Below are 26,434 nucleotides of genomic sequence, written 5' to 3'. Positions count from 1 at the left end.
TCAGCTTTCCGCCGGCTTGAGCCAGGGGATCTGCATGATGTCGACGCCCTCATCGGCGAGCGTTTCGCGATCGGTCTCGCTGGCATTGCCGTAGATGCCGCGGATAGCAGCTTTGCCCCGATGCATGCGCAGCGCCTCGGCGGCAAATTGGTCACCGACGTCGTCGCAGTTGCGCTCGACATGGGCACGCACCTTCTGCAGCACCGCGCGAAGCTCGTCCGGCAACGGCACGCTGTTCTGCTCGGCCACGCGTGTCCCGGACTCCGCAGGTGGCGAGGCCTGCGCGCCTGCCGCTCCTCCATCCGCCACCTGTGGCGTAGGCGCTGGCCCGTCCTTCGTCCCCTGAGGTGCGCGAGCCCGACGCGTCCGCACCGCCGGCGCCATCAGGCCGCGACCGACCTCGGTGGTGCCGCAGGCCGGGCAGCTCAGCAATCCGGTGCCCGCCTGCAGATCGAACGCGGCGCTATCCCTGAACCAGCCTTCGAACGCGTGCCCGTCGCCACACCGCAGCTGATAGTGGATCATCGAGCGAGCCTGGCCGTGATGTCAGGCCGGCTGCAGCAGCGCATCGAGCTGACCCTTGGCGTCCAGGGCCATGAGGTCGTCACAGCCGCCGACATGGCGCCCGTCGATGAAGATCTGCGGCACGCTGGTCCTGCCGCCGGACCGCTCCCTCGACGTGATGCGCTCGGCGGAGCCATGCGGCGCGTCGATCTCGTTGAAGGCCGCACCCTTCTGCGACAGCAGCTGCATGGCCCGGGCGCAGTACGGGCACCCGTACTGCGTGTAGATCTCGATCTCTGCCATGCTCATCCGTCTTGTCCGCTCGCGAGAAGCCGCGAACACCCATCCGAAAATCGTATGCCCGACCGACGGTGACAAGAGGGGCGATGCCCGGACCGCGGCCCCGTGCAGTCAGTCCGTCTCACGCGCCGCCCGGGCCGCAGCCAGGACATCCACCGTGTCGGCGCCGGCCGCAAGCAACGCTTCCGCACAGGCGCCGGCTGTGGCGCCGGTCGTGAGCACATCGTCCACCAGCACGATCCGGCATCCGGACAGTGCCGCGATCCGGCTTGGACGGCTGCCGATCGCGCCGGCCACGACGGTCTGCCGCTCGGTCGGGGACTGCCCGACGAGGGTCGGAGTGTGCCGCAGCCGCACCAGCGCATCGACCATGACACGCCGTCCGGACAGTCGGCCGATCGCCTGCGCCAGCAGGGCCGCCTGGTTGTAGCGGCGGGTGAACAGCCGCTTCCAGTGCAACGGCACCGGCACCAGCAGGTCGCAGTCGTCGAGCAGGCTGCGGCCGGCGCGAACCATGTGACGCGCCAGCACTGCCGCGTTCTCGGTGCGATCGCCGTATTTCAGCGGCAACACGAGATTGCGGGAGAACTCGTCATAGGCGAACGCGGCGCGGGCGAAGCGCCAGGGCGGCGGCCGGTCCAGGCACGTCGCACAGCTCGACGCGAAGCCGGCCGCGGCCGCACTGGCAAAACCGGTGCCGCAGCGAATGCAACATGGCTGGACGATCATCGTCGCCTTGGCAAAGCAGGCGACGCAGAGCCGCCCCGGCTCGTCCACTGCCGCATCGCAGGTCGGGCAGTGCGGTGGCAGCAGCAGATCGAGCATCGCCCGACCGATCGCCATCCCGGCACGGGCCGTCAGCATCCTCGCCGCCATCCATGTCCCCGTTCAGTCCGTTATCGGAATGAATATCCTCTCGGGCGGCGGGATACGCAAACCTGCGACGGGCTGCGCCGTGAAGGCTGCCCGTGGTGCCAGGGTTGGCATACGACCGCGCGATGCGCACATGCGAGCCCCGAGGATGCGATGAAACGGCCAGAAACCATGGATGAAAGCGTCATCTTCGACCGTCGTGCGGTGCGCCTGCATCGCGACCGGGCGGCCGCTTCCAGCCCCGGCATCGGCAGCGTCGGCGCCATCCTGGAGGATGCGGCGGCCCGGCTGCTGGACCGGCTCGACGATGTCACCCGGCGCTTCACGCGCGCCCTCGATGTCGGCGGCCGCGGCGTGGTGGCGCCGTTGCTGCGGGCGCGCGGGATCGAGACGGTGTCGTGCGACCTGTCCGCCCGGATGGCCGCGCGGTCCGCGACCTCGGCCGAGCATTTGGTGGTTGCGGCAGATGAGGAGTGGCTCCCGTTCGCCGCGGGCAGCTTCGACCTGGTGGTCGCCAGCCTGTCGCTGCATTGGGTCAACGACCTGCCTGGCGCGCTGATCCAGCTGCGACGCAGCCTGGCCCCGGACGGGTTGCTGCTGGCCTCGGTGCCGATCCTGCCGACCCTGGCCCCGCTGCGCGCCGCCCTGTTCGGCGCCGAGCTCGAACTGCTGGACGGCGCCTCGGCGCGGATCTCGCCGTTCCCGGAACTCCGCGATTGCGCGTCGCTGCTGCAGCGGGCCGGCTTTGCGCTGCCGGTTGCCGACTCCGACGAGCTGCTGCTGAGCTACGCCGACCCCCGGGCGCTGCTGGCCGATCTGCGGGCGGCCGGCGAATCCAATGCCGTGATGCTGCGCGACCGCCGCATCCCGCCGGCGGCCCTGTTCGCCCACGCCCTGGCAATGCTGGAGGCGGATGTGGATGGCCGGCTGCAGCTGCCGTTGAAGCTCGCGATGATGACCGGGTGGGCCCCCTCGCCCGATCAGCCGAAGCCGCTCAAGCCGGGGCAGTTCACGGTCCGTCTGGAGGATGCGCTGGCCGCGATGCCCGATCCGGCGGGCGACCCCTGAAGGCCGCCGGCGTTCATCACGCTGGCACCCGATACCCGGCTCCGGGCAGCCATGCTAGATCGGCTGATGCAGCCTCGAGGACCCTGGATGTCTCGCCCACCCTTCCGCATCGTGTTGCCGGCCCTGGCGCCCGCTTGCTTGTCCGCCTGCCTGATCGCGACCCTGCTCGTGTCGGCGTGTGCGGAACGGCCGGCTCCTGCACCCGACGCCGCGCCGATGCCCGGTTCCAAGCCGGCCCTTGCCGCCCCGCCCTCGTCGCTGATGACCCCGCACGGCTACTGATCCAGCTCCACCGGCCCGCAGGCTCGGCCGCTTCGCTCAGCCGCCGGTGGCGCTCATGTGACGACCGACGCCGCGCGTCTGCTGCCGATCGATGATGAAGTCGTGGCCCTGCGGCTTACGGGCGATGGCGCGTCGGATCTCGCCCATGAGTGCCTGGTCGTCCACCCCGGACCGCAGCGGACGCCGCAGATCGGCGGAGTCGTCCTGGCCAAGGCACATGTACAAGGTGCCGGTGCAGCTCAGCCGGACGCGATTGCAGGTCTCGCAGAAGGTGTGCGTCATCGGCGTGATGAAACCCAGCCGGCGGCCGGTCTCGGCAACGTGCACGTAGCGCGCGGGACCGCCGGTGCGATACGGAACGTCATGCAGGGTCCAGCGCTGCTCGATCCGGGCGCGGACCAGGGATAGCGGCAGGTAGCGGTCGGTCCGGTCCTCGCCGGTGTCGCCCATCGGCATCGTCTCGATCAGGCAAAGATCGGCGCCGACCTGGCCGCACCAGGCGATCATGCTGTCGATCTCGTCCTCGTTGGTGTCGCGCATCGCCACCATGTTGACGCGCACCGCGAGGCCTTCCGCACGCGCCGCCTCGATACCCTCGAGCGTCCGCTCCAATTGCCCGAGTCGGGTGATGGTCCGGAAGCGACCGGCGTCGAGGGTGTCCAGGCTGACATTGACCCGCCGCACCCCGGCCGCCCTGATCGCCTGCGCCAGGCGGGGCAACTGGCTGCCGTTCGTCGTGAGCGTGACCTCGTCGAGGCCGGGCTGCCCCTCCGGTCGGCCGAGCCAGCTGCCGAGCTCCTGCAGGAAAGTCTCGATCCCGCGCCGGACCAGCGGTTCGCCCCCGGTGACGCGCATCCGGCGGGTGCCGAGCTTGACGAAGGCGCCGCACAACCGCGAGAGCTCCTCGAAGGTGAGCACGTCGGGCTTCGGCAGGAAGACCATGTCCTCCGCCATGCAATAGACGCAGCGCATGTCGCAGCGGTCCGTCACGGAGACGCGCAGGTAGCTGATATGCCTGCCGAAGGGGTCGATCAGTGGCGCGTTCATGGAGTCCTGCATGCCAGCCGGCGGCCGAACGCGCCCGGCAACCGCACCAGAGATTGTGGCGCTAGCCTAGAATATCGAGGTCGACCAGGGCAGCGTTGATCAACACCTTGCCCTGGTGCTCGAAATTGACCGTGATCCGGGCGCCGATCGCCGACTGCACCTGGCCGTCGCCCCACTCCGGATGCACCGGATGGCGCACCCATTGCCCAGGCTCGATCATCGAACGGAACGGCGCAGTGTCCACCATGGCAACCCGAACGCCGGCGCAGGCTCTCCGTTCGTGATCGAGAATACGACAATCAGTCTCCCGCCGTTTACTTTTCGTTCGCACCCTCATGCGCATCATCGGCACCGACAGCTAGCCGGATGGAGTGCGGGTTGGACGACCTTGTGGCAGAATTTCTCACCGAGACCTCCGAAAGCCTGTCGGAGCTCGACCTCGCCGTGGTGCGGCTGGAACGTGCACCGGATGATCAGCCGACACTCTCGCTGATTTTCCGGCTCGTCCATACCATCAAGGGCACGTGCGGCTTTCTGGGGCTTCCCCGCCTGGAGAAGGTGGCCCATGCCAGCGAGACCGTGCTCGACAAGCTCCGGACCGGCAGCCTGAAGGTGTCGGCGGACGGCATCGGGCTGATCCTGTCGTCGATCGACCGGATCCGGCTGATCGTCGATACGATCACCCGAACCGAGGCCGAGCCGCCAGGCGATGACGCGCCGCTGATCGCCGAACTGAACGCACTTGCCGAGGGTCGACTTCCGCCCAAGAGCCGCCCGGCACTGGCCGAGACTGCCGCGCCGACCGCCGCGATCCCGGTGCCGCTGCCTACCCTCGCCCTGCAGACCGCGAAGCAGCCGTCGGAGGCTCCGGCTCCGGTGCCGGCAGCCGCACCCGCGGAACACCACAACGAACCGGCATCGACACGCGGCCAGACCATCAGGGTTGCGGTGGACGTGCTGGAAACGCTGATGACGCTGGTCAGCGAGCTCGTGCTGACGCGCAACCAGTTCCTGCAGCAGTTGCGGGTCAGCGGCGACTCCGAGCTGACCGGGCCGGTGCAACGCCTCTCGCACCTCACCACCGAGCTGCAGGAAGGCGTCATGAAGACGCGCATGCAGCCGATCGGCAACGTCTGGAACATGCTGCCGCGCCAGGTTCGCGATCTGGCACACGATCTCGGCAAGCGCGTCGACCTGGTCATGCACGGCGCCGAGACCGAACTCGATCGCCAGGTGCTCGAGCTGATCAAGGATCCGCTCACCCACATGATCCGCAACAGCGCGGATCATGGGCTGGAAACTCCGGCCGAGCGCGAGCGCGCAGGCAAGTCGCCGGTCGGCACCATTACCCTCAGTGCACGTCACGAAGGCGGCCATGTCGTCATCGAGATCGAGGACGACGGGCGCGGCATCGACGTGCGTCGGATCGCGGACAAGGTGGTCTCGCAGGGCATGGCGACCCGTGCCCAGATCGATCTGATGAGCGACATCGAGATCCGGCGCTTCATCTTCCAGCCGGGGTTCTCCACCGCCGCCGCAGTCACCTCGGTGTCCGGCCGCGGCGTCGGCATGGACGTCGTGAAGACCAACATCGAGCAGATCGGCGGCATGATCGAGCTGCACAGCGTGTTCGGTCAGGGCAGCCGCTTCCTCATCAAGATCCCGCTCACCCTCGCGATCATCTCGGCCCTCATCGTCGGCGCCGCCGGGGAACGCTTCGCGATCCCGCAGACGAGCGTCGTCGAAGTGGTGCTGCCGATGCCGGCATCCGAGACCCGGATCGAGATCATCGACGGAGCCGCGGTGCTGAGACTGCGCGATCGCCTGCTGCCGTTGATCCGGCTCAACACGCTACTCCAGATCGAGGACCTGTCGCCCGATCCGACCAAGCCGAAAACCGACATGGTTGCGGTGATCGCGGTCGGCAGCATCCGTATCGGCCTGATCGTCGACGGGGTTTACGACACCGAGGAAATCGTCGTGAAGCCGGTGGCGCAGGTGCTGCGGCACATTCCGCTATTCGGCGGCAACACCATCCTCGAGGACGGTGCGGTGATCATGATCCTGGATCCGACCGGGATCGCCCGCCACGCCGGCCTGGATGCCACCAAGAAGAGCGCCACCGCGAAATCGGCCGAAGTCGAGCAAGCAGACAACCGGCGCATGGACATGTTGCTGGTCAAGGCCGGCAAGGGTGCTCCGAAAGCCTTCCCGCTCTCGCTCATCTCACGGCTGGAAAGCATCGAGGCCAACCGTCTGGAAGTCTCCGGCAGCCGGGTGATCGTACAGTATCGCAACGAGCTCATGCCGATCATCACGCTCGATGATACCGTCGATCTCGTGGCACTGGCGCTGCGCGACGAGAACAGCACGGTCGCCCATCCGGTGCTGGTGTTCGATAATGGCGGCAAGCCTGCGGGGTTGCTCGTCGAGACGATCCTGGATGTGGTCGAGACCGATCTCCAGGTCGAGTTCGGCACCGAGCGACAGGGGTTCCTCGGCACGGCAGTGATTGCCGGGCGCGCGACCGACATCGTCGATGCCGCCTACTGGCTCACACGCGCGTCCGGCAGCTGGTTCCGCGCGCCCGCCGCCAAGAACGCCCGCAAGCCACGCCTGCTGGTGATCGACGACAGCAGCTTCTTCCGCCAGTTGCTGGCACCGACACTTTCTGCCGCGGGTTACGAGGTCACGGTCGCCGACTGCGCCGAAAAAGCGCTCGAACTGCGCGACTCCGGCCAGAGCTTCGACGCCATCGTGTCCGACATCGAGATGCCCGGCATGGGCGGCCTCGGGTTCGCCCGCAAGGTCCGCGAAAGCGGTCTCTGGGCCGGCCTGCCGATGCTTGCCCTGAGCGGCAGCGACCTGGTCCAGGAAGCACGTGCCGCAGGGTTCACCGACATGATCCGCAAGTTCGAGCGCGACGAATTGCTGACCAGCCTCGAGCAGTGCCTCTCCCATTCCATCGCCGCCTGAACGGAGCCGATCATGTCCTCCCAGATCGACAAGATCAGCCCGGACGCGCAAAGCAAGCGCAACCGGGATGGAAGCGGAACCTCCGCCAGCACGCAGGAAGATGCTCAACAGGAGCGCGGCTTCGTCACGCTGACGCTCGGCGGCCAGATGTGCGGCGTTCCTGTCCTCGCGGTCCGCGAAGTCATCACCAACAGCAAGATCGTCCGGGTGCCGCTCGCACCGCCCGAGATCGCCGGCAACATCAACCTGCGCGGCCGGATCGTCACGACCATCGACACGCGACGACGGCTCGGACTAGGACCGGCACCCGAAACCGCAGATCGGGTCGCACTCGTTGCGGAGCATGAGGGCAGTCTCTACGCGCTGCTGATCGACCAGGTGCAGGAAGTATTGAGCCTGCGCCCCGACATGATCGAGGAAACGCCGGCCAACCTTTCGGCAACCTGGCGCCATTTCAGCAACGGCGTGTTCCGGCTTCCCGAGCGCCTGATGGTCGTCCTCGACATCAGCCGGCTGCTGGCACTTCCAACATGACCGCCGATCATCGTGGCCAGGTCTGCCTGATCGTCGATGACAGCCGGACGGTCAGACACATCGCGCGCCGCATCATCGAGGATGCCGGCATGCGGGCGCTGGAAGCGGCGGACGGTGCAGATGGGCTGGAAGCCTGCCTGGCGCACCGGCCGGACTACGTGCTGCTCGACTGGAACATGCCGCGGATGAGTGGCCTCGAGTGTCTGAAGGCAATCCGCCGCGAACTTGGCCCGGACCTGCCGCGGGTGATCCTCTGCACGACCGAGAACGACATGGAACACATCGTCGCAGCGATCGAGGCCGGCGCCCAGGAATTCATCATGAAGCCGTTCGATGCTGATATCCTGATGGGCAAGATCACTGACGCGAGCATGACTCCGGGAGCAGGCGCTTGAGTGCCGCTGTCCGCACGCCGCGCGATGAAGCGCGTCGGGTGCGCGTCATGGTGTGCGACGATTCCAGCACGATCCGCAGCCTGATCGCCAGGGTCCTGGAGACCGATCCCGAGATCGAGATCGTTGCCAGCGTGGCCAACGGCGCGCTCGCCGTCGAGACGCTCAAGCGCATCCCGGCGGACGTCGTGCTGCTGGATGTCGAGATGCCCGTGATGGACGGACTGACCGCCTTGCCGCTGCTGCTGCAGGTCGATCCGTCGGTTCGCATCATCGTCGCGTCCGCCCTGACCACGGCGGGTGCCGCGATCGCCATACGCGCGATCCAGGCCGGTGCCGCCGACTGCATGCACAAGCCGCTGGCCAATGCGCGAGAGACGTTCGCGCGCGATATCCTGGCTCGCGTCCTGGTCCTTGGACGACGCAAGCCGGCGCCGCGAGCAGTGACCGCCGTGATCGGCCAGACACCGGTCAGCCCGATCGTGCTCCGGCCGATCGGCAGACGGCGCCCCGTCCTCATCGCAATCGGCAGCTCCACCGGCGGCCCGCAAGCCCTCTTCACGCTGCTCGGCAGCCTCACCAGGCCTCTGAACCAGCCGATCGTGATCACCCAGCACATGCCACCGCTTTTCACCAAGAGCCTGGCGGAGCATCTGGCCCGGATCGGCCACCGCCCGTGCGTCGAAGCCGAGGACGGCATGCCCCTCCTGGCCAACCGGGTCTATGTCGCACCGGGGGACAGGCATCTTCTGGTGGAAGGAGAAGCAGACCGTCTCGTCGGACGGGTTGTGGAAACACCGCCGGAAAACTCCTGCCGACCTTCAGTCGACCCGATGCTGCGGAGCGCAGTCATCTCCTGCCAGGGCCGCGTGCTCACGGTCATCCTTACCGGGATGGGCCGGGATGGCGCAGCCGGGGCGCGGGCGGTGGTCGATGCCGGCGGCACCGTCCTGGCGCAGGACGAAGCCAGCAGCGTCGTGTGGGGCATGCCGGGCGCCGTGGCCAGGGAAGGGCTGTGCCACGCGGTATTGCCGCTCGATCGTCTTGCCGCAAAGATCGTCGAGCTGGCTGGCGTGGCATGACCAGCTTCGACACGATCGCCGCAACGCTGAAGCTGCGCTCCGGGCTGTCGCTCGGCACCGACAAGGACTACCTGGTGCGTGCGCGGCTGGAGCCGATCCTGAAACGCCGCAGCTTCGCCAACCTCGACATCCTGGCCGATCGCATGCGCAGCGACCCGGGGCTGGAGCGAGAGGTGGTCGAGGCGATGACCAGCAACGAGACGCTGTTTTTCCGCGATGGGCGGCCGTTCGACCATCTTCGCGAGGTCGTCTTGCCGATGCTGCACAGCACTCGCCCACGAGGCGCCACGCTGCGTATCTGGTCGGCGGCCGCCTCGACCGGCCAGGAGGCCTATTCGCTCGCGATGCTGATCAGCGAGATGGGGCCGGCCATGGCCGGACGGGTGTTCGAGATCGTGGGCACCGACATCGCCCGCGAGCCGCTGGCACGTGGAGAGGCTGGGCTCTACTCGCAATTCGAGGTGCAGCGCGGGTTGCCGGCCAAACTCCTGGTCAAATATTTCAAGAAGGAGGATGCCGGCTGGCGGATCAATCGGGAACTCCGGGATATGGTGAAGTTCCGTGAGTGGAACCTCTTGTCGGACCTCAGCGGCCTCGGACGTTTCGACATAATCTTCTGCCGGAACGTACTCATCTATTTCGACCAGCCGACGAAGGCGCGTGCTCTGGACGCGGTGTCCCGACAACTCTCGCCAGATGGTGTGGTCTATCTCGGCGGCGCGGAAACGCTGCTCGGCCTGAACAGCGGCCTGGCACCGATGTCGGGCGGTCACGGCATCTTCCAGAAAGGCGTGACTGCGATACCGGCAAGAGCTGCGACCTGATGCACCAGCTTCCGGCCGGCGCCTGTGTCACGCCCTGCGGAGGTGCCTCAGGAATTCTTTATCGTCGATCAGCAAGTTCCGGTCATAGGGCGCACCGATCGTCACATCGGCTGCCGCCTGACGACAGCGGATCTCGCGATAGGCATGTCCGAAGTGAGTGCTGATGAACCAGAAGAAAGTGTCCGGCATTTCCGCCGCGGCAAACAGAAGTGCCTGCGCAGGCGATCGTGCGAAAGCCAGGTTCGTCATGGCTGCACCCAGTGCGCCGGCGACGACCCGTGCATCCCGCAACGCTGCAATCTGCTGCGCAAGTGAGAGGGATGCCGTCTGCAGTACGTGAAATCCGGCGTCCCGCGCGAGCGCCTCGGCCTGCGGCGAACTCGCAAAGGAACGGCGCATCCCCGCCCCGCGTGCGATGAAGACCCGCTCCTGCCCGGTGCCGGAGATGTCATGAGTCAGGTGCTCGTGGCAGTCCCGGACTAGCGGCGACATATAGACGCCGTGTTGGGTCAGGCCGCCCACCAGGATCAGGGTGCGAACCCGAACCGGCGCATCCCCGGTCACCTGGACACGCGCATCGGCAATCCCAACCCGGCGAAGACTGCTCTGCATCACCTCGCCAAGCTGCGGATTGCCGACGTCATGCACGAGCACGCCGATCCGTCCGCCGCGCAGCCGATCGATCACGAGATGCACCATCGGCAGCATCTCGATCAGCCAGTGGCCGTAATTTCCCGCACCGCGCTTCTTGCCCAGTATGAGGGCTTCGTCGTGGAGGGGCACCGCAACACCGTCGAGAGCTGTCCGAACCTGGTCCGTGGCCCAGCCGATCTCCACTTCGGAATGCTGCGTGATGCTGGGTCGATACAGCCTGCCGTCGCGGTCGAAGACCAGCCCCTCGCAGGCAACATAGACGTCTCGCAACAGCCAGACCGTCACCGGACGCGATGCAAAGAAGCGCTCCCGCTGGGCCCAGCTGGCAGCCACGACATCGTCAGGCACCAGCTCCGGGTTGGCGATGTCAGGCGGCACCGCACGAAACGCAGGTGACGTGACCTGCATCACGATCGAAGATGCTGGCGGATCGATAAGCTCCGCCGGCCCGCTCATCGGCAGGCCGGCGGCAGCCACCGAGCTCAGTGGCCGGCGTTCTCGCCCGAGAAATCCGGAGCCTCGAGGCCGGACGCCTCGAGCTGATGCACGAGCTCTGCCTTGAGCCGCTCCAGCCCGTCCTCGCTGAAACCTTCCGCACGCGCCACCAGCACCGCCTGGGTATTGGACGCCCGCAGCAGCCACCAGCCATCGGCGGTCCGGACGCGCACGCCGTCGATCGCCGAAACCTGGGCGCCGGACTGCTTCAACCGGCCGGCCACCTCGTCGATGACCTGGAACTTCCGGGTGTCGTCGCAGTCGAAACGCAGCTCGGGCGTGCTCACGGCATGCGGCAGCGCCTCCTTCACATCGGAGAACGGGCCGTTCATGCGCGCCACGATACCCAGCACTCGGACAGCCGCATACAGCGCGTCATCGAAGCCATACCAGCGGTCGGCAAAGAACACGTGGCCGGACATTTCGCCGGCCAGCGGGCTGCCGGTCTCGGCCATTTTCGCCTTGATCAGCGAGTGGCCGGTCTTCCACATCAGCGGAACGCCGCCTGCCCGCTGCACCTCGTCGAACAGCACCTGGCTCGCCTTCACGTCGGCGATGATCGTCGCACCCGGATGGGTTTTCAGAACATCTCGCGCCAGCACGACCAGCAACTGGTCGCCCCACAGGATCTGGCCCTTGTTGTCGACCACGCCGATCCGGTCTGCATCGCCGTCGAAGGCAATTCCGATGTCGGCCTTCTTCTCGGCCACCGCCGCGATCAGCTGCTCGAGGTTCTTGGCCACCGTCGGATCGGGGTGGTGGGCTGGGAAATTGCCGTCGATCTCGCCGTTCAGCACGGTGTGTTCGCCCGGCAGCGACCGAACCAGACGTGCCAGAACTTCGCCCGCGGAGCTGTTGCCGTTGTCCCAGACCACCTTCAGGAGCCGGTCGCCGCCGTCCCAGTCGGAGATCAGCCGGGCAATGTAGTCATGACTGACATCGATCGACCGCTCCGAGCCTTTCGCCTCGGCCACCACGTCACCCGCTGCGGCCAGGCGCCCAAGCTCCTGGATCTGCGCCCCGAAGAACGGCTTGCGACCCAGCATCATCTTGAAGCCGTTATAGTTCGGCGGGTTGTGACTGCCGGTTACCATGATGCAGCCGTCGGTCGCGAGGGTCGTCGCGGCGTAATACAGCATCGGCGTCGGGCCGCGACCGACCCGCAGCACCTCCATGCCGGAGGCCATCAACCCCTGGACCAGAGCCTCCTCGAGTTCGGGCGAGGACAGCCGGCCATCATATCCGACCGCCACCGTTCGCCCCTCATGGCGCGAGACGATGCTGCCGAAGGTTCGGCCGATCGCGTAGGCGTCCGCCGCATGCAGCGTCTGACCGACGATGCCGCGGATGTCGTACTCGCGAAGGCTCGTGGCATGGAAGGTGTGGGCGGCGCCGAGGGTCGCGGACATCAGAGTTTTCCCACGTAGGTTTTCAGGAACTCGCGAACCGCCGGTCCGAGATCCGGACGCTCGAGGGCAAAGGCGATCTGCGCCTCCAGGAAACCGATCTTGTCACCGCAATCGAAACGACGTCCCTCGTAGCGCAACCCGTGGAACGGTCCGTGGCCGATCATCTTGGCCATCGCGTCGGTGAGCTGCACCTCGTTGCCGGCGCCACGCTCGAGCCGGCTGAGATGCGTGATCACATCGGCAGTCAGCACGTAGCGGCCGATGATCGACAGGTTCGACGGCGCGTCCTCGGGCTTCGGCTTCTCGACGAGGCCGGTCACCTCCACCAGGGTCCCATCGTCATGACCGATCTTGAGGATGCCGTAGCGGTTGGTGTGCTCATGCGGCACTTCCGTCACCGCAACGACACTTCCACCGGTCTGCTGGTAGGCGTCGGCCAGCTGCTTCAGGCACGGCGTCTTCGACAGGACGATGTCGTCCGGCAGCAGGATCGCGAACGGATCGTCGCCGATGAAAGCGCGCGCACACCAGATCGCGTGCCCGAGACCAAGCGGTTCCTGCTGGCGCACCGACAGCATCGTGCCCGGCATCATGCTGGACTCGCGCAGTGCCTCCAGCGCCTCCGGCTTGTTGCGCTCCTTGAGTGTGGCCTCGAGTTCGTAGGCGCGGTCGAAATATTCGACGAGCGCGGTCTTGCCGCGGCCGGTGATCAGGCAGAACTGCTCGATCCCGGCGGCGCGCGCCTCATCGATCGAATACTGGATCAATGGCCTGTCGACGACCGGAAGCATTTCCTTGGCCATCGCCTTGGTCGCCGGAAGGAAGCGCGTCCCCAGCCCTGCGACCGGAAGCACTGCCTTGCGTAAGGGCTTGATCACGTTATCCACCTTCGCTTGGGCCGCCGATCCGAAGCGGCGGCATCATTACGCTCGAAGCGTGCCACGTGGCTGCCATGGCTGCAATGCGCGCGCGCCGCTACGCCACCAGAAGCGCTGCGGAAGGCGGCTGCAACTTGAGCCGCCTTCAAACGGGTAAAAATGTTTTGATGATGATGAAGCCGACGATGTTCCGGCTCTGCATTTCGCCGCATCGCAACATACGCGCGGTTAGAAGGTGCTCTTCGAGGTGATTTGGTGCGGTCGAGAAGACTCGAACTTCCACGAGGTTTCCCCCACAAGCACCTCAAGCTTGCGCGTCTACCATTCCGCCACGACCGCACCGTGACATCCCGGGGCCGATACGCCATATCCGGGAGGACGGAGGCGCGTATAGACGATGGACGACCACACCGCAATCGTCGTAACCGAGAATCCCGCGATCCCCTTGATCAAGGCCGCGGTGGACGCGGGATCGGCGCCGGATTGGCTCCGGAGCGACCTCCTGGTCCCCTATCCGGCGGCAATCGACCGGATGGGAAAGCTCGTCACCGGGATCCGCGACCAGAGCGGCCGCGAGAGCGTCTGGCTGCTCGAGCATCCTCCGACCTACACCGCAGGCACGTCCGCGCAGCCGGGCGATCTGTTCAACCCGTTCGGCTTCGACACCTTCGAGGCGGGTCGTGGCGGCCAGTGGACCTATCACGGCCCGGGCCAGCGCGTGGCCTACGTCATGCTGGACCTGCACCGGCGCCACGGTCCGGTCCCGCCGCAGGACGTCCGCGCCTACGTCACCGCACTGGAAGGCTGGCTGATTGCGGCTCTTGCAATCCTCGGCGTGGATGCCGGGCGACGCGACGGCCGCGTCGGCGTCTGGGTCACCGATGCCGTCAGCGGCCGGGAGGCGAAAATTGCAGCCCTCGGCGTCCGGCTGACGCGCTGGGTCACCTGGCACGGGGTCTCGCTGAATGTCGATCCGGCGCTCGGCCATTTCGACGGGATCGTTCCGTGCGGAATCCGCGAGCACGGGGTGACCAGCCTGCGGGCGCTCGGCATCGATGCGACGATGCGAGATGTCGACGCGGCGTTGGCAGCGTGCTGGCCCGCGGCGTTCGGGGGGGAGCCGCCTAAGATCCGGGCGGCATGAACAGCGCTTCATCGAGGGTTTGGCCAACGCGCTGATCATACAGATGGAACCGCGTCCGGTGCTGCTCGGCATCGACCGCCTCCAGGCCGGAGAGCAGGAGCGATCCGTCCGGCCGCACCTCGAAGAACAGGGTCAGCAGCCCCTGCGCCGGGTTGCTGGCCCGGGCAAGCGAGAGTTGCAGAGCCGCCCCGCTGCGCTGGATGTCGGTCACGTCGATCTCGCCGGACAGCCTGACCGGCCCGGAGAGCAACAGGCCCAGCGGATTGGCGGCGAGCGAGATCCGCGTCGTGGAGTCGGTCGCGTCATCGTGGATGGTCAGGCGGCCGCGGGTCGCGACGACAATCCGCCGGGTTGGCGCATCGTATTGCAGCCGGAGATGCCCGGTCTCGAACCAGGCGCTGCCGGCGCCGGTGTCCGAGCCGGGACCAACCTGGACGAACCGGGCCGCGAGGCCACGCATGCTGTCGAGGCTCGACTGCGCCGCATCGATGCTGGCCTGTTCCGCCGCGGTGTGCGGCGTGACGTGCGGTCCCAGCGCGCAGCCCGACAGGACAAGCCCCGACGCCAGCAGGGCCGATCGTAACATCCGCACCACAGGATCAGCCGGTGACGACCTGATCCGCCCGGACACGTGCCGGATCCTCCAGGTCGTAGAACAGCCGGTCGACGCGCGAGAAGTTGGGGTTGAAGAACGGGTCACTGCGAAAGAACGGCTTGTCGCCCCAACGCTCGTACATGATCTGCTGCTCGCGGAAGAAACGGTCCTCCTGGTCCGGGCGCATGTCGCTGCCGCGCGACAGGCTTTCATGGTGCTCGGCCACGAAGTCGGCGCACCAGATGATACGGTGGCCACTCTCATACACTTTCAGGCACAGGTCGACGTCGTTATAGGCAACCTTGAGGTTCTCTTCGTCGAAGCCGCCGACCTGGCGGAACACATCGGCGCGGATCAGCATGCAGGCGGCGGTGACGGCGACCAGGTCGTGGCTTAGCCGGGCACGTCCGATATACCCGTAATCGTCATCCGGAATGCCGAGATGGATGTGCGCCGCGACACCATGCGTGCCGACGATGACACCGGCGTGCTGCACGGTCTTGTTCGGATACAGGAACTTTCCACCGACGATGCCGACCTCGCTGTCGGAAAGCGCCTCGCCGAGGATCCGGTTGAGCCAGCCGTCGTCGGTGATGAACACGTCATTGTTCATGAACACGAAGAACTCGGCGTCGTTGTCCTGCGTCGCGAGATTGTTCAGCCGCGAATAATTGAAATCCTCGATCACGTCGAGAACACGCACCTTCTTGTTCTGGCGGGCTTCCTTGATGAAGGGCCCGGATTCGACCGATGTCGACCAGTTATTCACCAGGAGGATCTCGTAATTGTCGTAGTCGGTGTTCTCAAGCAGCGTCTTCACGCAGTGGCGTGTGGTCTCGATCTGGTCCCGGAACGGGATGATGATCGACACCTTCGGCTTGGTCTGCGGGATCCACTCGACGCCGTAGATGGTCAACCCGTTGATGGACGAGACCTTGGCGACCTGGCCCTTGCGCTTCAGGTGATCGGCTACCGCGCGCACGCCGGCATCGACCGCGTAGCCCTTCTTGGACACGTCGGCGGCCGTCGAGTTCGGCGTGATCCGCCAGTGATAGAGCAGCTCAGGCACGTGCACGATCTGCGACGGCTTCAGGATTTCCGAGCAACGCAGGATGAAGTCGTGATCCTGGGCGCCATCGTACTCCTTCTTCAGCAACCCGACCTGGCGCATCGTTGCAGTCTCGACCACTGTCAGGTGGCAGACATAGTTGCAGCCGAGCATGTACCGGTAGTTCCAGTCCGGCTTCAGGTTCGGCTCCAGGTAGTAGCCAGCCTGGTCGATCTTGTCCTCGTCGGAATAGAGCAGCTTGGCGCCGGTGCGCTGCGCGGTGCGGATCATCACCTCGAGCGCCACGTCGACGATCATGTCGTCATGGTCGAAAAACACCGTCCACTCGCCGATGGACGCTTCCATCGCGATATTGGTAGCCTTGGCGATGCCGACGTTCTTTTTCGAGCGGATGCAGCGGATGCGCTTGTCGGCACGGCAGAACTCGTCGATCTTTTCGGAGACCTCCTTGGACTTCGATCCGTCATCGACGATCACGAGATCCCAGTTCTCGTAGGTCTGAGCGATCACGCTCTCGACCGCAGCCACGAAATCCGACAGCAGCGGCTTGTAGGTCGGCACCATGACGGTGACCAGCGGCTCCGGCGGCAGCGTTCCGGCCTGCTTCAGCGCGCGTCGCTCGGCCGCGACCCGGGCACGCAAATTCTCGTAATAACGCCGAGCCCAGCGATCATAGTCGCCGAGATGATAGCCCTGGCTCGGCAGCAGCGAGCCGATCTGACGCCGCAACTTCTCCATGTCCGCGTACATGCGGCTCATGTCGTTGGAGATCGAAACCAGCTTGCCCTCGAGGAAATTCGAGACTGTTCCGGTGACGAACGGGCTGTTGTCGAGCTCGATCATGTCCGGCAGCACGAAGAAGCGGAACTTCTGCGCGTAGTCCTTCATGAAGGCGTGCGGAATGGCGAACTCGAAACCACAATTCGGATCGCAGCCGAGCACGTTGCCGACATCGCGCCGGAAGCGGTCAGCCTTGAGTTGGGCGATCTTGACGTTGTCGCAGGTGATCATGATGTCGCAGCGCGCGTGCGCGACCGAATCACGTCCCACCTTGCGCAGCACCCACCCGCGTAAAGCGTTGTGGACCAGGCCGTCGACGTTGCCCTGGATGGTGACATGTGGCCGCGCGCTGAACTCGTAGGACGGCTTCAGGCTGCTGAGCCCGGCCTCACCCATGTGCGGCAGGACGTGGCCGTCCGGCAGAAGGAAGCTGATGACGTGCGGCTCGCCGTCCAGGTATTTCTCCGGGATGTCGAACTCGAAGGCGACCTCGGCGGATGCCAGGCCGAGCGCTCCCCGCACGTCCTCGCGCAGACCGTTGCAGATCACGGTACCCAGTGCGGTGCCGTCGATCAGCGCAGTCAGCTTCACAACTTCATGCGGCGACACCAGGTCGGTGACCCAGCCGGACGCGCGGCCAGCGTCAAAACGATCGAAGTAACCGTTAAAACGCGTCGAGGTCGAACTCGCCATAGTGTCGTCGAAATCCGCCATCAACTGCCTCTCTGGCACGATAAAAACATCCGAAGGTGAAGAATCAGTTACCGGAACGCCGGAGGGCGTGCAAATGACGTTCAAGCGTGGCGAGGGTGCTCCCGATGCTCCGCCGGGGTCCGCAACGTCAGCGACAGTGCGTGCAGCCCGCTCCGGAACTCCGGGCCGAGCGCCTCGTGCACGAGCCGGGAACGTTGCACGCGACTGCTGCCCTGGAAGGCTTCGCTCACCAGCAACATGGCATAGTGTGTCTCCCCGACCCCCGCAGGCCCGCGCTCGCGCATCCCTGCATGGCCGGCGTGGCGGGCGCTCTCGTCGCTGATCTCAAGCAATTCGGGGTGGAACCGCTCCATCATGGCCGCCCGCATCCTGGCCGCCCGGTCCGCCACTGGCATCTCTGTCATGGTATCCTCCGACCGGTCCGGGCCCGGCATGCGCGTCGCCCCCCGGTTCCTCTTGCGCGAGCCCGAACAGCACGCACATAAACGCCGTGATGATGCGCAGGAACCAGCGACACCGGGCATTCGACCCAGATCCGGCGGCGCCAGACAAGGCCTGCGACATCCCCGGCTGCCCGGAACGTGCCGGCTACCGGGCGCCCCGTTCGAGGCAGACGCTGACCGAGTATTTCTGGTTCTGCCTGGATCATGTGCGCGAGTATAACGCGCGCTGGGACTATTATAAGGGCATGAACCCCGGGCAGATCGAAGCCCACCTGCGTGCGGACGTGTCCTGGAACCGGCCGTCCTGGCGGCTGGGCCATCTGGGCGGCGCCGGCGCCTTCGAGGAGGACCAGCTGCTCGACCCGCTGGGCCTGTTGCGTGGCACCGCCGAGGCGCGCGTGCGGGGGCGTCAGCGCGGCCGCGAGCCGGTGGACCAGCGGCCGGAGGCGTTGCGCCAGCCGCTCGAGACGCTCGGGCTGGGTTGGCCGGTCTCGCTTGCCGAGGTCAAGACCCGCTACAAGGACCTCGCGCGGCGGCACCATCCTGACGCCAATGGTGGTGATCGCGCGGCCGAGGAACGGCTCAAGACGATCAACGTAGCATATACGGCGTTGCGGGTTCATCTGACCGAAGCGCGCCAGGCGAGCCTCGCCGAGACCGGATGACGACCGGGCGCCCGCTGCCAAGGTTGCTCTGCCCAGAGCGACGAGCGGCCAGGCGATGACACGAGATGGACAGGACGCGGACCGAATGGACGATATCGCCGACCCCAGAGGCATGGACACCACCATGAGCCGGGACGCCCTGCCCAGCTCCGACCTTGGTGATGCCGGGATCGAGGGATTGCCCCCGACCTCCGTGCTTCGGCAGCCGGATGTGGTGCTTTCGGCGCGCGCGGTGTTCGGCATCGACAGCGACATCGAGGTGGCGGCGTTCTCGCAGCGCACCGAGCTCGTGCCGGACATCGACCCCGCCTACCGCTTCGACCACGACACCACGATCGCGATCCTCGCCGGCTTTGCCCACAACCGCCGCGTGATGATCCAGGGCTATCACGGCACCGGAAAGTCGAGCCACATCGAGCAGGTCGCGGCGCGGCTGAACTGGCCCTGCATCCGCATCAACCTCGACAGCCACATCAGCCGCATCGACCTGATCGGCAAGGACGCGATCGTCCTGAAGGATGGCCAGCAGATCACCGAGTTCCGCGAAGGGCTGCTGCCCTGGGCGCTGCAGCACCCCTGCGCGCTGGTGTTCGACGAGTACGATGCCGGCCGCCCGGACGTGATGTTCGTGATCCAGCGGGTGCTCGAGGTCGAGGGACGGCTGACCCTGCTCGACCAGAACCGGGTGATCCGGCCGCATCCCTCGTTCCGGCTGTTCGCCACCGCCAACACGGTCGGGCTCGGCGACACCACGGGGCTCTATCACGGCACCCAGCAGATCAATCAGGGCCAGATGGATCGCTGGAACATCGTCACCACCCTGAACTACCTGCCGCACGCGCAGGAGACGGCGATCGTGCTGGCCAAGATCGGCTGGGACGGCCGTGACACCGGCCTCAAGCGGCGCGTCGAGAGCATGGTGGCGCTGGCCGACCTGACCCGCGCCGGCTTCATCCATGGCGACATCTCGACCGTGATGTCGCCGCGCACGGTGCTGACCTGGGCCGAGAACACCGCCATCTTCGGCGATCTCGGCTTCGCGTTCCGGCTCACCTTCCTGAACAAGTGCGACGAGGCCGAGCGCGCGACGGTGGCCGAGTACTACCAGCGCTGCTTCAACCAGGAGCTGGCGCTCGGCCCGGTGAACAAGACAAAGTGAGCAGCGAGACCACCCGCACCGAGGGCTTCAAGCGCGCAACGGCCGGGGCCCTCCGGGCGATCAGCGGGCAGAAGGACGTGCAGGTCACGTTCCAGGCGGGACCGGCCCAGGTCGGCGAGAAGCGGGTGCGGCTTCCCTCACCCAGCCGCGCCCTGCCCGCCGCCGAGATCGCCAAGATGCGTGGGGCGGCGGATGCGGCCGCGCTGCGTCTGCGCCACCACGACAACGCGGTCCATGCCGCGCGCACGCCCACGCCGCGCGAAGCGCGTGAGGTGTACGACGCGCTCGAGCAGACCCGCATCGAGGTGGTGGGGGGCCGCCACATGGGTGGTGTGGCCGCAAACCTGCGCAGCCGGCTGGAGCAGGAGTGCGAGGTCGCCGGTTACGACCGCATGACCCGGCGCGATCAGCTCCCGGTGGCTGCCGCCTTGTCCCTGCTGGCCCGCGAGCGGCTGTCCGGCGAGCCAGCACCGGAAAACGCGGCGCGCGTGCTGGACCAGTGGCGCAGCACCCTCGCCGCCGACGCCGATCGCGCACTCGACGAGCTGGCTGCGAGCCAGGACGACCAGCAGGCCTATACCCGGGCCGCCCGTCGCCTGCTTGCGGCCTACGACCTGGCCGAGATGGACGTCGAGACCGAGGAAGAGGAAGAGGACAGCGACGCCGGCGACGACCAGTCGGAGCCGGAGCCGGAGGAGCCGCAGGCCCCGCAGCCGGAGCAGGGCCGGAGCAGCACCGAGGAGAGCCTGAGTGCCGAGCCGGAATCTGCCGGCGCGAGTGGCCCCGAGGAGCAGGACGATACCGACCAGAAGGGGGCCGCGGAAGGCGAGGATCGTCCAGGCGGCCCGCAGGCGCAGCGCGAGCCGCAGCAGGCCGCGATCGGCACCAACTACCGCGCCTACTCGCGGCAGTTCGACGAGGAGATCGCCGCGGAGGCCTTGTGCGATCCGGAAGAGCTTGCCCGCCTGCGCCAGCAGCTCGACCAGCAGCTGCTGAACATGCAGGGCGTGGTGTCGAAGCTCGCCAACCGGCTGCAGCGCCGGCTGATGGCGCAGCAGACCCGCGCCTGGGAGTTCGACCAGGAGGAGGGCATCCTCGATGCCGGCCGTCTGGCCCGGGTAGTGGTGAACCCGATGATCGCGCTGTCCTACAAGCACGAGCGCGACACCGATTTCCGCGACACCGTGGTGACGCTGCTGATCGACAATTCGGGCTCGATGCGCGGCCGCCCGATCACCGTGGCGGCAATGTGCGGCGACATCCTGGCCCGCACGCTTGAGCGCTGCGCCGTCAAGGTCGAGGTGCTGGGCTTCACCACCCGTGCCTGGAAGGGTGGCCAGAGCCGCGAGCGCTGGGTCGCCGACGGCAAGCCGCGCGAGCCCGGCCGGCTGAACGACCTGCGCCACATCATCTACAAGGCCGCCGACATGCCGTGGCGGCGGGCGCGTCGCAACCTTGGGCTGATGCTGCGCGAGGGGCTGCTCAAGGAGAACATCGACGGCGAGGCGCTGACCTGGGCGTATCGCCGGTTGCTTGCCCGCAAGGAGAGCCGCCGCATCCTGATGGTGATCAGCGACGGCGCGCCGGTCGATGACAGCACGCTCTCGGTCAATTCCGGCAGCTACCTGGAGCACCATTTGCGCGAGGTGATCGCCGAGATCGAGAAGGCGCGCGGCGTCGAGCTGATCGCCATCGGCATCGGCCACGACGTGACGCGCTACTACCGCCGGGCGGTCACCATCACCGATGCGGAGGAGCTCGGCGGCATCATGATGGCCAAGCTCTCGGAGCTGTTCGACGAGGATGGCGGCCGTGGCAGCGGCCCCGCGAGACGCCGCTTGAGCCGGGCGGCGTGATCGCACCGAAGCACGAACCCGAAATCGATCGGTCGGTGGCGGCCGCCCGCCTGAGGCGGATGCTTGATCGTGCGCCCCCGAAACTGCGGGCGGTGATGCCCGGGGTGGCGGCACTGGTCATCGGGCTGGTCGTCGGGGTCGCTTTCGCGCTGCCTGTGCTGGCGTTCCGATGGACGGCGCCGGGCCAGAAGCGGGTCGTGCTGCTGGTGCTTGTGGGGCTTGCGGCGGTCCTGTTCATCCGCCGTTCCAGCCGGCTGCTGCGGGTCCTGCTCGACAGCGCGCCGCAACCGTGGCGGCTGCCGCTGCTGGGTCTCTGGGGCCTCGCGGCGATGTCCATGCTCGCCGGCCTTGCCCTGAGCTGAAGGCGTCAGGCCAGGAGCGACTGCATGCCGGTCCGGGCGGACGGCAGGCTGGCGGCGAAATCGTCCGCGACCAGCGAGAGCGCCTGAGCCGAGCAGGCCTGCGCCAGGTCGTGATCGCTCCAGACGTCCTGTTTCGACAACGCGAACACCAGCATCCGGCCGACCCGGGACGCCATCGATCGTTCCGCCTGCTGCAGCGCCTGCTGACGCATCGCCTCCGGGTCGGCCGCCCAGGCGAACTCATGCTCCAGCAACAGCCGCATCGCGGCGATCGCGGCGTAGTGGCCGTTCAGGAACAGCTGGTGGGTCTCGGGATAGTAGCGGGCCGCGCGCTCCTGCAGCCCACGCGCCTCGATCTCGTGCTCGTCGCGCAGCATCAGAATCTGTGGTGACAGCTCCGTCTCGAACGCATCGCCCTCCACGCTGCCGGCCGCGGGGTCGAGCTGACCGTGCACGCGCTCGGGGATGACTGCTGGCGTCGAAGCGGGCGGGATCGGGTCCGGCGGGACCGGCTCCACTGCCACCGCGCCGACCTGCAGCGGCGCGGCCGCCGGGCTGGCGACCGCAGGATCCGCGATGGTGTGGATCGCCGCGGTCGGCACCAGGCGCTTCCGACGACGGACCTTGAGGTCGCGCAGCAGCCGGTCGAGATCGCCGTAGATGTCCGGCAGATAGCGCGCGGACGGTGCCTGCGCATCGATGATCGCGATCAGCCAGTGCGGACGATGCTCGTGCACGGCCTTGGCGAAGTGCCGGCACGCGACCTGGCCCTGCCGGCCGCCGCCATAGCGCAGGAACTGCCGGTAGCCGTCCGGAACGATTTCGAACGCCTCCGGCAGCTCGATGAACACCGAGATCGCGCGGGCGCCGAACGGGATCCCGAACACCGGCGCCGCATGCAGCCAGTGCTGGCGCCTGAGCACGTCGTAGAGCTCGTCGCGATAGACCAGGCCGCAGGTGCCGGGCGTCGGATACGCTGCCTCCGGCGGCACCTGGCCCCTGCCGGCATGGTCCGGATCCGGGTCCGGTGCGTCGTGGGCGTAGTGCAGCTTCACCCCGTCCGGCAGCGTCACCGTCTCGTGCCGGCCGTAGTCGCGCGGGATCCTGACCGAAAGCGGCTCGAAATAGCGCCCCTGCTGCTCGAGCAGCAGCAGCACGTCGGGCTCGAGCCGGAAGAACCGGTATGTCAGCTCCTCGGCGAGCCAGTCGGCCGGCATCGATGGGGCGCCCTGGTATGGATCGCGCACCGTGTCCTGGTCGGCCGCGTTGCCGAACAGCACCACCTCGGTCCAGTCCTGGTCGAGGGCGTGGCCGCAGGCGATGGCCTCCGCACTGACCTCGAGCACGTCCTGCAACTTCACCTCAGGCTTGCGAATCCTCGATAATCTGCCTGTAACGTTCTGGCCGAGCCTCGGCTCGACAGGTCCGTTGCCGACGCGCTGCAACCGGCCATACACCCCGTCGCGCCAGCCCAGCACCACCTCGTGCACGATGCCCTGGTGACAGGAGCGGTAGCGCAGCCCGTGCCGGTTCGACGGCAACGACGCGACCTTGGCGCCCATGCCGAAATTCTGGTCGAGCCGGTGCTGCTTGCGGATCGACGAGGCGATGTCGCACATCCGGAACAGCTCGTCCGCGTCGAGCCCCCGCCCGCTGTTCCAGATCGAGAGCTTGGGCACGCCCTCGATCGACACCGCCGACAGCCTGACCTGGCCGTATCCGGGACGTGCCGTCGCCGCCGCCTCGAGCGCGTTCTTGACCAGCTCGCGCAGCATCATGACCTTCGGGCATCGCTCGATCATGCTGGCGACGAGGAAGCTCTCATCGCCGACCCTGAGCTGGGTGACCCGCGCGGTCGCGACAGGCGCTGCCGCCGGTCCGAGGATGTCTCGTGCCATTTCGGGGATCGAGCGACGGGCGGGTTTGCGTTCGATGTTCATCCCGCATCCTACCACCACGCATTGCGTTACGCACAGCGAACGAACTTCATCCGGAATATCCGATGTGCCGCGGGGATCCGGCTTCAGGTGTGGCCGCCGACACCACGTCATGCGAGATCCGTTGCACGCACTGCATAATGTCATTATGTTATCAGCACTATCAGGATTTGACCGGCACTCCGGGCGGCGCCTGTCTGACGGCCACCAATCAGAGGTCTGCATGTCACTCACGCTGCGCCCGAATTTCAGCCTGCCCGGACCGTGGGAGCTGCGGCCTACGCTCAATCTTGCAAGCTTGCCGAACGAACCACGACAAATTCCGGAGCGCCTTGCGGTCGAGGCATTGCCCGCCGGCTGGATGTTGCGCGGCACGCGCCACGTCGGGGCCAACCTGATCCTGCTGGACGCCGAGAACGATCTCGGGGATCGCCGGACCTGGTTTGCCGGGTCCGACGGCGACTTGATTGGCGACCGCCCGGACCTGCTGCCGCATTTCGCCGTCGCGGCGCTGCGGCAGCAGATCCTGGCGAACGGCCCGATCGAGCTGCATGAGCCGAATGGCTCGCGCCGGCTCGACCAGACCTACATGTCCGCGATCATGCTGGATCCGGTCATCGCCTCGACCGCCGGTTTGTTGCTGCGCGCGCCGAAAGGCGGCCTGCGGGCGATCCATCACGGGGATGGCGTGGCGATCCTGTCCTTCATCGAGGGATGGTCGCCCCGCCTGCTGTTCACCGGGTTCGCGCCGCTGCTGCTGCTCGATCTGGTGCATGACGATGGCCTGGAGGTGGTCTGGTACATCGACGAGGAGGGCATGTTCCTGGGCGGCCAGGTCGGCCACCTGGATGCCGTGTTCCGCGACGCGATCCTCGAATACGGCAACGCGCGCAGCGCGGATCAGCCGGATTGGCAGGAACGCGACCTGACCGGTTATTGCCTGCTCAGCAACGCCATCATGGCGCAGATCTCGCCGCTCCTGGCAGCACCGCCGGTGGCCTCCACGACCATCGCGCGACACACCCGGCTCGCCCAGGCCGACCCTGCACGCGTGCTGGCGATGCCACCGGTCATGGGTGTCACGTTGCGCCAGGTGGAACGCGGCGATCCGGCGGGTGACCGCTCGCGCGACAGCCAGCGGCCCGGCTGGGTCGACCACGACGGACGGTGCCTCGCATCTGGCACGGGGGCGTCGCTGAGCTTCGACCTGCCGTACCGGCCGACCGTGTTGCGACTGTCGCTCGAGCTCGAGGCGATCGGCCGGCCGCGTCGCGCGATGGTGACGCTGAATGGCTGGGACGTCGCGACCTTCCTGCTGGACCTCGATATCGGCGCTCCCGAACGCCGCGACATCTGGATCCCGACCGAGTGCCTGTCCGACAACACGGCGCGCTTCCAGATCAGCTTCGAGCCAGCCGACAAGGCGATCGCCTGCAGCCTCGGAATGGCACGGCTGGAGATCGGACCGGAGGTGGCGCCGGTGGTCGTCCCCGCCACCCAGGATCTGATGAGCGGCTTCGTCAGCCTGGGCATGGATTGCGAGTTCGGCTTCGTGCAGCGCGTGCTGGGAGCCGAGCCGATGGGCCTGTTCCGCTTCGCCGGCTCGACCAACCGGCTCAACCTGATCCGACTGATCGAGAACGACTTCAAGGGTATGGGCGCGCCAGGGTCGCTCTCGACGCATGCACGCCGGGCGCAGGTGATGCGGCCGGGCAGCGGCGGAGCGTTCGAGGAGGTCGAGGAATTCTACATGACCGACCGCGCCAACCGGTACCACTACCACACATGGAAGGGGCCCGCGGACAGCACCGAAGCCGAGGCGATCGCCGAGAACGAGCAGAAGGTCGCCTATCTGGGCCGGAAGATGATCGAGGATTTCGAGGACGGCGACAAGATCTGGGTCTATCGCGACATGAAGCCGATGGCCGACCTCCCGGAGGTTTACAGCCTGCACCACGCGATCAATCGTCACGGCCCGAACAAGCTGTTGTGGGTGACGCGGGTGGTGACCGGACGGCCCGCCGGCGCCGTCGAATGGATCGCGCCGAACCTGCTGCGGGCCTACTCGGACCAGACCCACGGCGACGCCCAGACCTTCGACGCGCAGAAGTGGCTGCAGCTCTGCATCGACGCCTACCGCGCATTCGGCGAGAGCACCGGCAAGGCTGCGAGCAGAACAGGTGCCGGGGACTGCCGCTCGGCGGCCTGACCGTCATGATCATGCACGACCATTGGCAGACGCTCGAGATCGCCGACCGGATCATGCCGATGCAGCGCGGCACGATCCCCCGCGAACAGGATCCCGCCTCGACGTCCGTCGTCGCGCTGATGGCAATCGCGCGCCGGGACTATCGCAGCGCCCGGGCGGGGTAGCCGGCCCGTCCGAGGGAGC

Annotated in this window: 26 protein-coding genes and 1 tRNA gene; 14 read left to right on the top strand and 13 right to left on the bottom strand. The window is 67.0% G+C overall.

Annotated elements, in window-relative coordinates:
• From ACOEQ2_RS14665 to ACOEQ2_RS14655, 3 genes are all read right to left on the bottom strand, one after another.
• Positions 1–525 carry a DUF1178 family protein gene (locus tag ACOEQ2_RS14665; RefSeq protein ID WP_419728697.1) on the bottom strand — a complete coding sequence of 175 codons (525 nt, stop codon included), beginning with the start codon at positions 523–525 and terminating at the stop codon, positions 1–3.
• A gap of 21 nt (positions 526–546) precedes the next feature.
• Positions 547–807: a glutaredoxin 3 gene (gene grxC / locus ACOEQ2_RS14660; RefSeq protein WP_419731240.1), complete on the bottom strand. Its 261-nt coding sequence runs from the start codon at positions 805–807 to the stop codon at positions 547–549.
• A 108-nt stretch (positions 808–915) separates the two neighbouring features.
• Complete coding sequence (locus ACOEQ2_RS14655) at positions 916–1,668, bottom strand: ComF family protein (RefSeq protein ID WP_419728696.1); 753 nt, start codon at positions 1,666–1,668, stop codon at positions 916–918.
• Positions 1,669–1,830: 162 nt separating this feature from the next.
• Between ACOEQ2_RS14655 and ACOEQ2_RS14650 the strand changes: the two genes are divergently transcribed.
• Both ACOEQ2_RS14650 and ACOEQ2_RS14645 read left to right on the top strand, forming a co-directional pair.
• A complete protein-coding gene (locus ACOEQ2_RS14650) occupies positions 1,831–2,745 on the top strand; it encodes a methyltransferase domain-containing protein (protein ID WP_419728695.1) in 915 nt (304 codons plus the stop codon).
• Positions 2,746–2,832: 87 nt separating this feature from the next.
• Entirely contained in the window at positions 2,833–3,027 is a 195-nt protein-coding gene (locus ACOEQ2_RS14645) for a hypothetical protein (protein WP_419728694.1), read from the top strand.
• Between the two features lie 36 nt (positions 3,028–3,063).
• Here the strand turns inward: ACOEQ2_RS14645 and moaA are convergent, their stop codons facing one another.
• Together moaA and ACOEQ2_RS14635 are read right to left on the bottom strand one after the other, a co-directional pair.
• Entirely contained in the window at positions 3,064–4,074 is a 1,011-nt protein-coding gene (gene moaA / locus ACOEQ2_RS14640; protein WP_419728693.1) for a GTP 3',8-cyclase MoaA, read from the bottom strand.
• Positions 4,075–4,135: 61 nt separating this feature from the next.
• Entirely contained in the window at positions 4,136–4,321 is a 186-nt protein-coding gene (locus ACOEQ2_RS14635; protein ID WP_419728692.1) for a DUF3553 domain-containing protein, read from the bottom strand.
• 131 nt (positions 4,322–4,452) lie between these two features.
• Here ACOEQ2_RS14635 and ACOEQ2_RS14630 point away from each other — a divergent pair, with 131 nt between their 5' ends.
• Genes ACOEQ2_RS14630 through ACOEQ2_RS14610 form a run of 5 tightly spaced genes read left to right on the top strand, consistent with a single transcriptional unit; the run spans position 4,453 to position 9,882 of the window.
• Entirely contained in the window at positions 4,453–7,050 is a 2,598-nt protein-coding gene (locus ACOEQ2_RS14630; protein WP_419728691.1) for a hybrid sensor histidine kinase/response regulator, read from the top strand.
• A gap of 12 nt (positions 7,051–7,062) precedes the next feature.
• A complete protein-coding gene (locus ACOEQ2_RS14625) occupies positions 7,063–7,584 on the top strand; it encodes a chemotaxis protein CheW (RefSeq protein WP_419728690.1) in 522 nt (173 codons plus the stop codon).
• Positions 7,581–7,979 (top strand): response regulator, encoded by a 399-nt coding sequence (locus ACOEQ2_RS14620; protein ID WP_419728689.1) that lies wholly within the window; start codon positions 7,581–7,583, stop codon positions 7,977–7,979. The genes ACOEQ2_RS14625 and ACOEQ2_RS14620 overlap by 4 nt, the downstream gene beginning before the upstream one ends.
• Positions 7,976–9,058 (top strand): chemotaxis-specific protein-glutamate methyltransferase CheB, encoded by a 1,083-nt coding sequence (gene cheB / locus ACOEQ2_RS14615; RefSeq protein WP_419728688.1) that lies wholly within the window; start codon positions 7,976–7,978, stop codon positions 9,056–9,058. The genes ACOEQ2_RS14620 and cheB overlap by 4 nt, the downstream gene beginning before the upstream one ends.
• Positions 9,055–9,882 (top strand): CheR family methyltransferase, encoded by an 828-nt coding sequence (locus tag ACOEQ2_RS14610; protein WP_419728687.1) that lies wholly within the window; start codon positions 9,055–9,057, stop codon positions 9,880–9,882. Before cheB ends, ACOEQ2_RS14610 begins: the two co-directional genes overlap by 4 nt.
• Before the next feature lie 27 nt (positions 9,883–9,909).
• Here ACOEQ2_RS14610 and ACOEQ2_RS14605 read toward each other — a convergent pair whose 3' ends face one another.
• The 4 genes from ACOEQ2_RS14605 to ACOEQ2_RS14590 all read right to left on the bottom strand — a co-directional run bounded on the left by ACOEQ2_RS14605 (position 9,910) and on the right by ACOEQ2_RS14590 (position 13,657).
• A complete protein-coding gene (locus tag ACOEQ2_RS14605) occupies positions 9,910–11,013 on the bottom strand; it encodes a glycosyltransferase family 61 protein (protein WP_419728686.1) in 1,104 nt (367 codons plus the stop codon).
• A gap of 5 nt (positions 11,014–11,018) precedes the next feature.
• The gene (gene pgmG / locus ACOEQ2_RS14600) at positions 11,019–12,440 is read right to left on the bottom strand and encodes a phosphoglucomutase/phosphomannomutase PgmG (RefSeq protein WP_419728685.1); all 1,422 of its coding nucleotides are present in this window, start codon (positions 12,438–12,440) and stop codon (positions 11,019–11,021) included.
• The gene (gene galU, locus ACOEQ2_RS14595) at positions 12,440–13,318 is read right to left on the bottom strand and encodes a UTP--glucose-1-phosphate uridylyltransferase GalU (protein ID WP_419728684.1); all 879 of its coding nucleotides are present in this window, start codon (positions 13,316–13,318) and stop codon (positions 12,440–12,442) included. Before galU ends, pgmG begins: the two co-directional genes overlap by 1 nt.
• A gap of 253 nt (positions 13,319–13,571) precedes the next feature.
• Positions 13,572–13,657, bottom strand: a tRNA-Leu gene (locus tag ACOEQ2_RS14590).
• A 58-nt stretch (positions 13,658–13,715) separates the two neighbouring features.
• Between ACOEQ2_RS14590 and lipB the strand changes: the two genes are divergently transcribed.
• Positions 13,716–14,462, top strand: a complete 747-nt coding sequence (lipB, locus tag ACOEQ2_RS14585; protein ID WP_419728683.1) for a lipoyl(octanoyl) transferase LipB — start codon at positions 13,716–13,718, stop codon at positions 14,460–14,462.
• Here the strand turns inward: lipB and ACOEQ2_RS14580 are convergent.
• The 3 genes from ACOEQ2_RS14580 to ACOEQ2_RS14570 form a co-directional block, all read right to left on the bottom strand.
• Positions 14,443–15,048, bottom strand: a complete 606-nt coding sequence (locus ACOEQ2_RS14580; protein WP_419731239.1) for a LolA family protein — start codon at positions 15,046–15,048, stop codon at positions 14,443–14,445. The two genes, lipB and ACOEQ2_RS14580, sit on opposite strands and share 20 nt — an antisense overlap.
• A gap of 13 nt (positions 15,049–15,061) precedes the next feature.
• Positions 15,062–17,620 (bottom strand): glycosyltransferase family 2 protein, encoded by a 2,559-nt coding sequence (locus ACOEQ2_RS14575; protein WP_419728682.1) that lies wholly within the window; start codon positions 17,618–17,620, stop codon positions 15,062–15,064.
• Positions 17,621–17,700: 80 nt separating this feature from the next.
• Positions 17,701–18,024: a BolA family protein gene (locus ACOEQ2_RS14570; RefSeq protein WP_419728681.1), complete on the bottom strand. Its 324-nt coding sequence runs from the start codon at positions 18,022–18,024 to the stop codon at positions 17,701–17,703.
• Between the two features lie 89 nt (positions 18,025–18,113).
• Here ACOEQ2_RS14570 and ACOEQ2_RS14565 point away from each other — a divergent pair, with 89 nt between their 5' ends.
• From ACOEQ2_RS14565 to ACOEQ2_RS14550, 4 genes are all read left to right on the top strand, one after another.
• On the top strand, positions 18,114–18,728 hold the full coding sequence (locus ACOEQ2_RS14565; protein ID WP_419731238.1) for a J domain-containing protein: 615 nt from the start codon (positions 18,114–18,116) through the stop codon (positions 18,726–18,728).
• A gap of 124 nt (positions 18,729–18,852) precedes the next feature.
• Entirely contained in the window at positions 18,853–19,887 is a 1,035-nt protein-coding gene (cobS, locus tag ACOEQ2_RS14560; RefSeq protein WP_419728680.1) for a cobaltochelatase subunit CobS, read from the top strand.
• The gene (gene cobT, locus ACOEQ2_RS14555; protein WP_419728679.1) at positions 19,884–21,743 is read left to right on the top strand and encodes a cobaltochelatase subunit CobT; all 1,860 of its coding nucleotides are present in this window, start codon (positions 19,884–19,886) and stop codon (positions 21,741–21,743) included. Before cobS ends, cobT begins: the two co-directional genes overlap by 4 nt.
• On the top strand, positions 21,740–22,105 hold the full coding sequence (locus ACOEQ2_RS14550; protein ID WP_419728678.1) for a hypothetical protein: 366 nt from the start codon (positions 21,740–21,742) through the stop codon (positions 22,103–22,105). Before cobT ends, ACOEQ2_RS14550 begins: the two co-directional genes overlap by 4 nt.
• 5 nt (positions 22,106–22,110) lie before the next feature.
• Here the strand turns inward: ACOEQ2_RS14550 and ACOEQ2_RS14545 are convergent, their stop codons facing one another.
• Positions 22,111–24,045 carry an ATP-binding protein gene (locus ACOEQ2_RS14545; protein WP_419728677.1) on the bottom strand — a complete coding sequence of 645 codons (1,935 nt, stop codon included), beginning with the start codon at positions 24,043–24,045 and terminating at the stop codon, positions 22,111–22,113.
• Between the two features lie 220 nt (positions 24,046–24,265).
• On the opposite strand from ACOEQ2_RS14545, the gene ACOEQ2_RS14540 reads away from it, so the two are divergent.
• Entirely contained in the window at positions 24,266–26,251 is a 1,986-nt protein-coding gene (locus ACOEQ2_RS14540; protein WP_419728676.1) for a hypothetical protein, read from the top strand.
• Between the two features lie 5 nt (positions 26,252–26,256).
• Positions 26,257–26,415 (top strand): hypothetical protein, encoded by a 159-nt coding sequence (locus ACOEQ2_RS14535; protein ID WP_419728675.1) that lies wholly within the window; start codon positions 26,257–26,259, stop codon positions 26,413–26,415.
• Positions 26,416–26,434 lie beyond the last annotated feature (19 nt).

The organism is Lichenicola sp. (genome assembly GCF_965198575.1).
Taxonomy (GTDB): domain Bacteria; phylum Pseudomonadota; class Alphaproteobacteria; order Acetobacterales; family Acetobacteraceae; genus Lichenicola.
The sequence above is the reverse complement of the archived record's forward strand: the minus strand, read 5'-3'. Positions and strand labels throughout refer to the sequence as shown.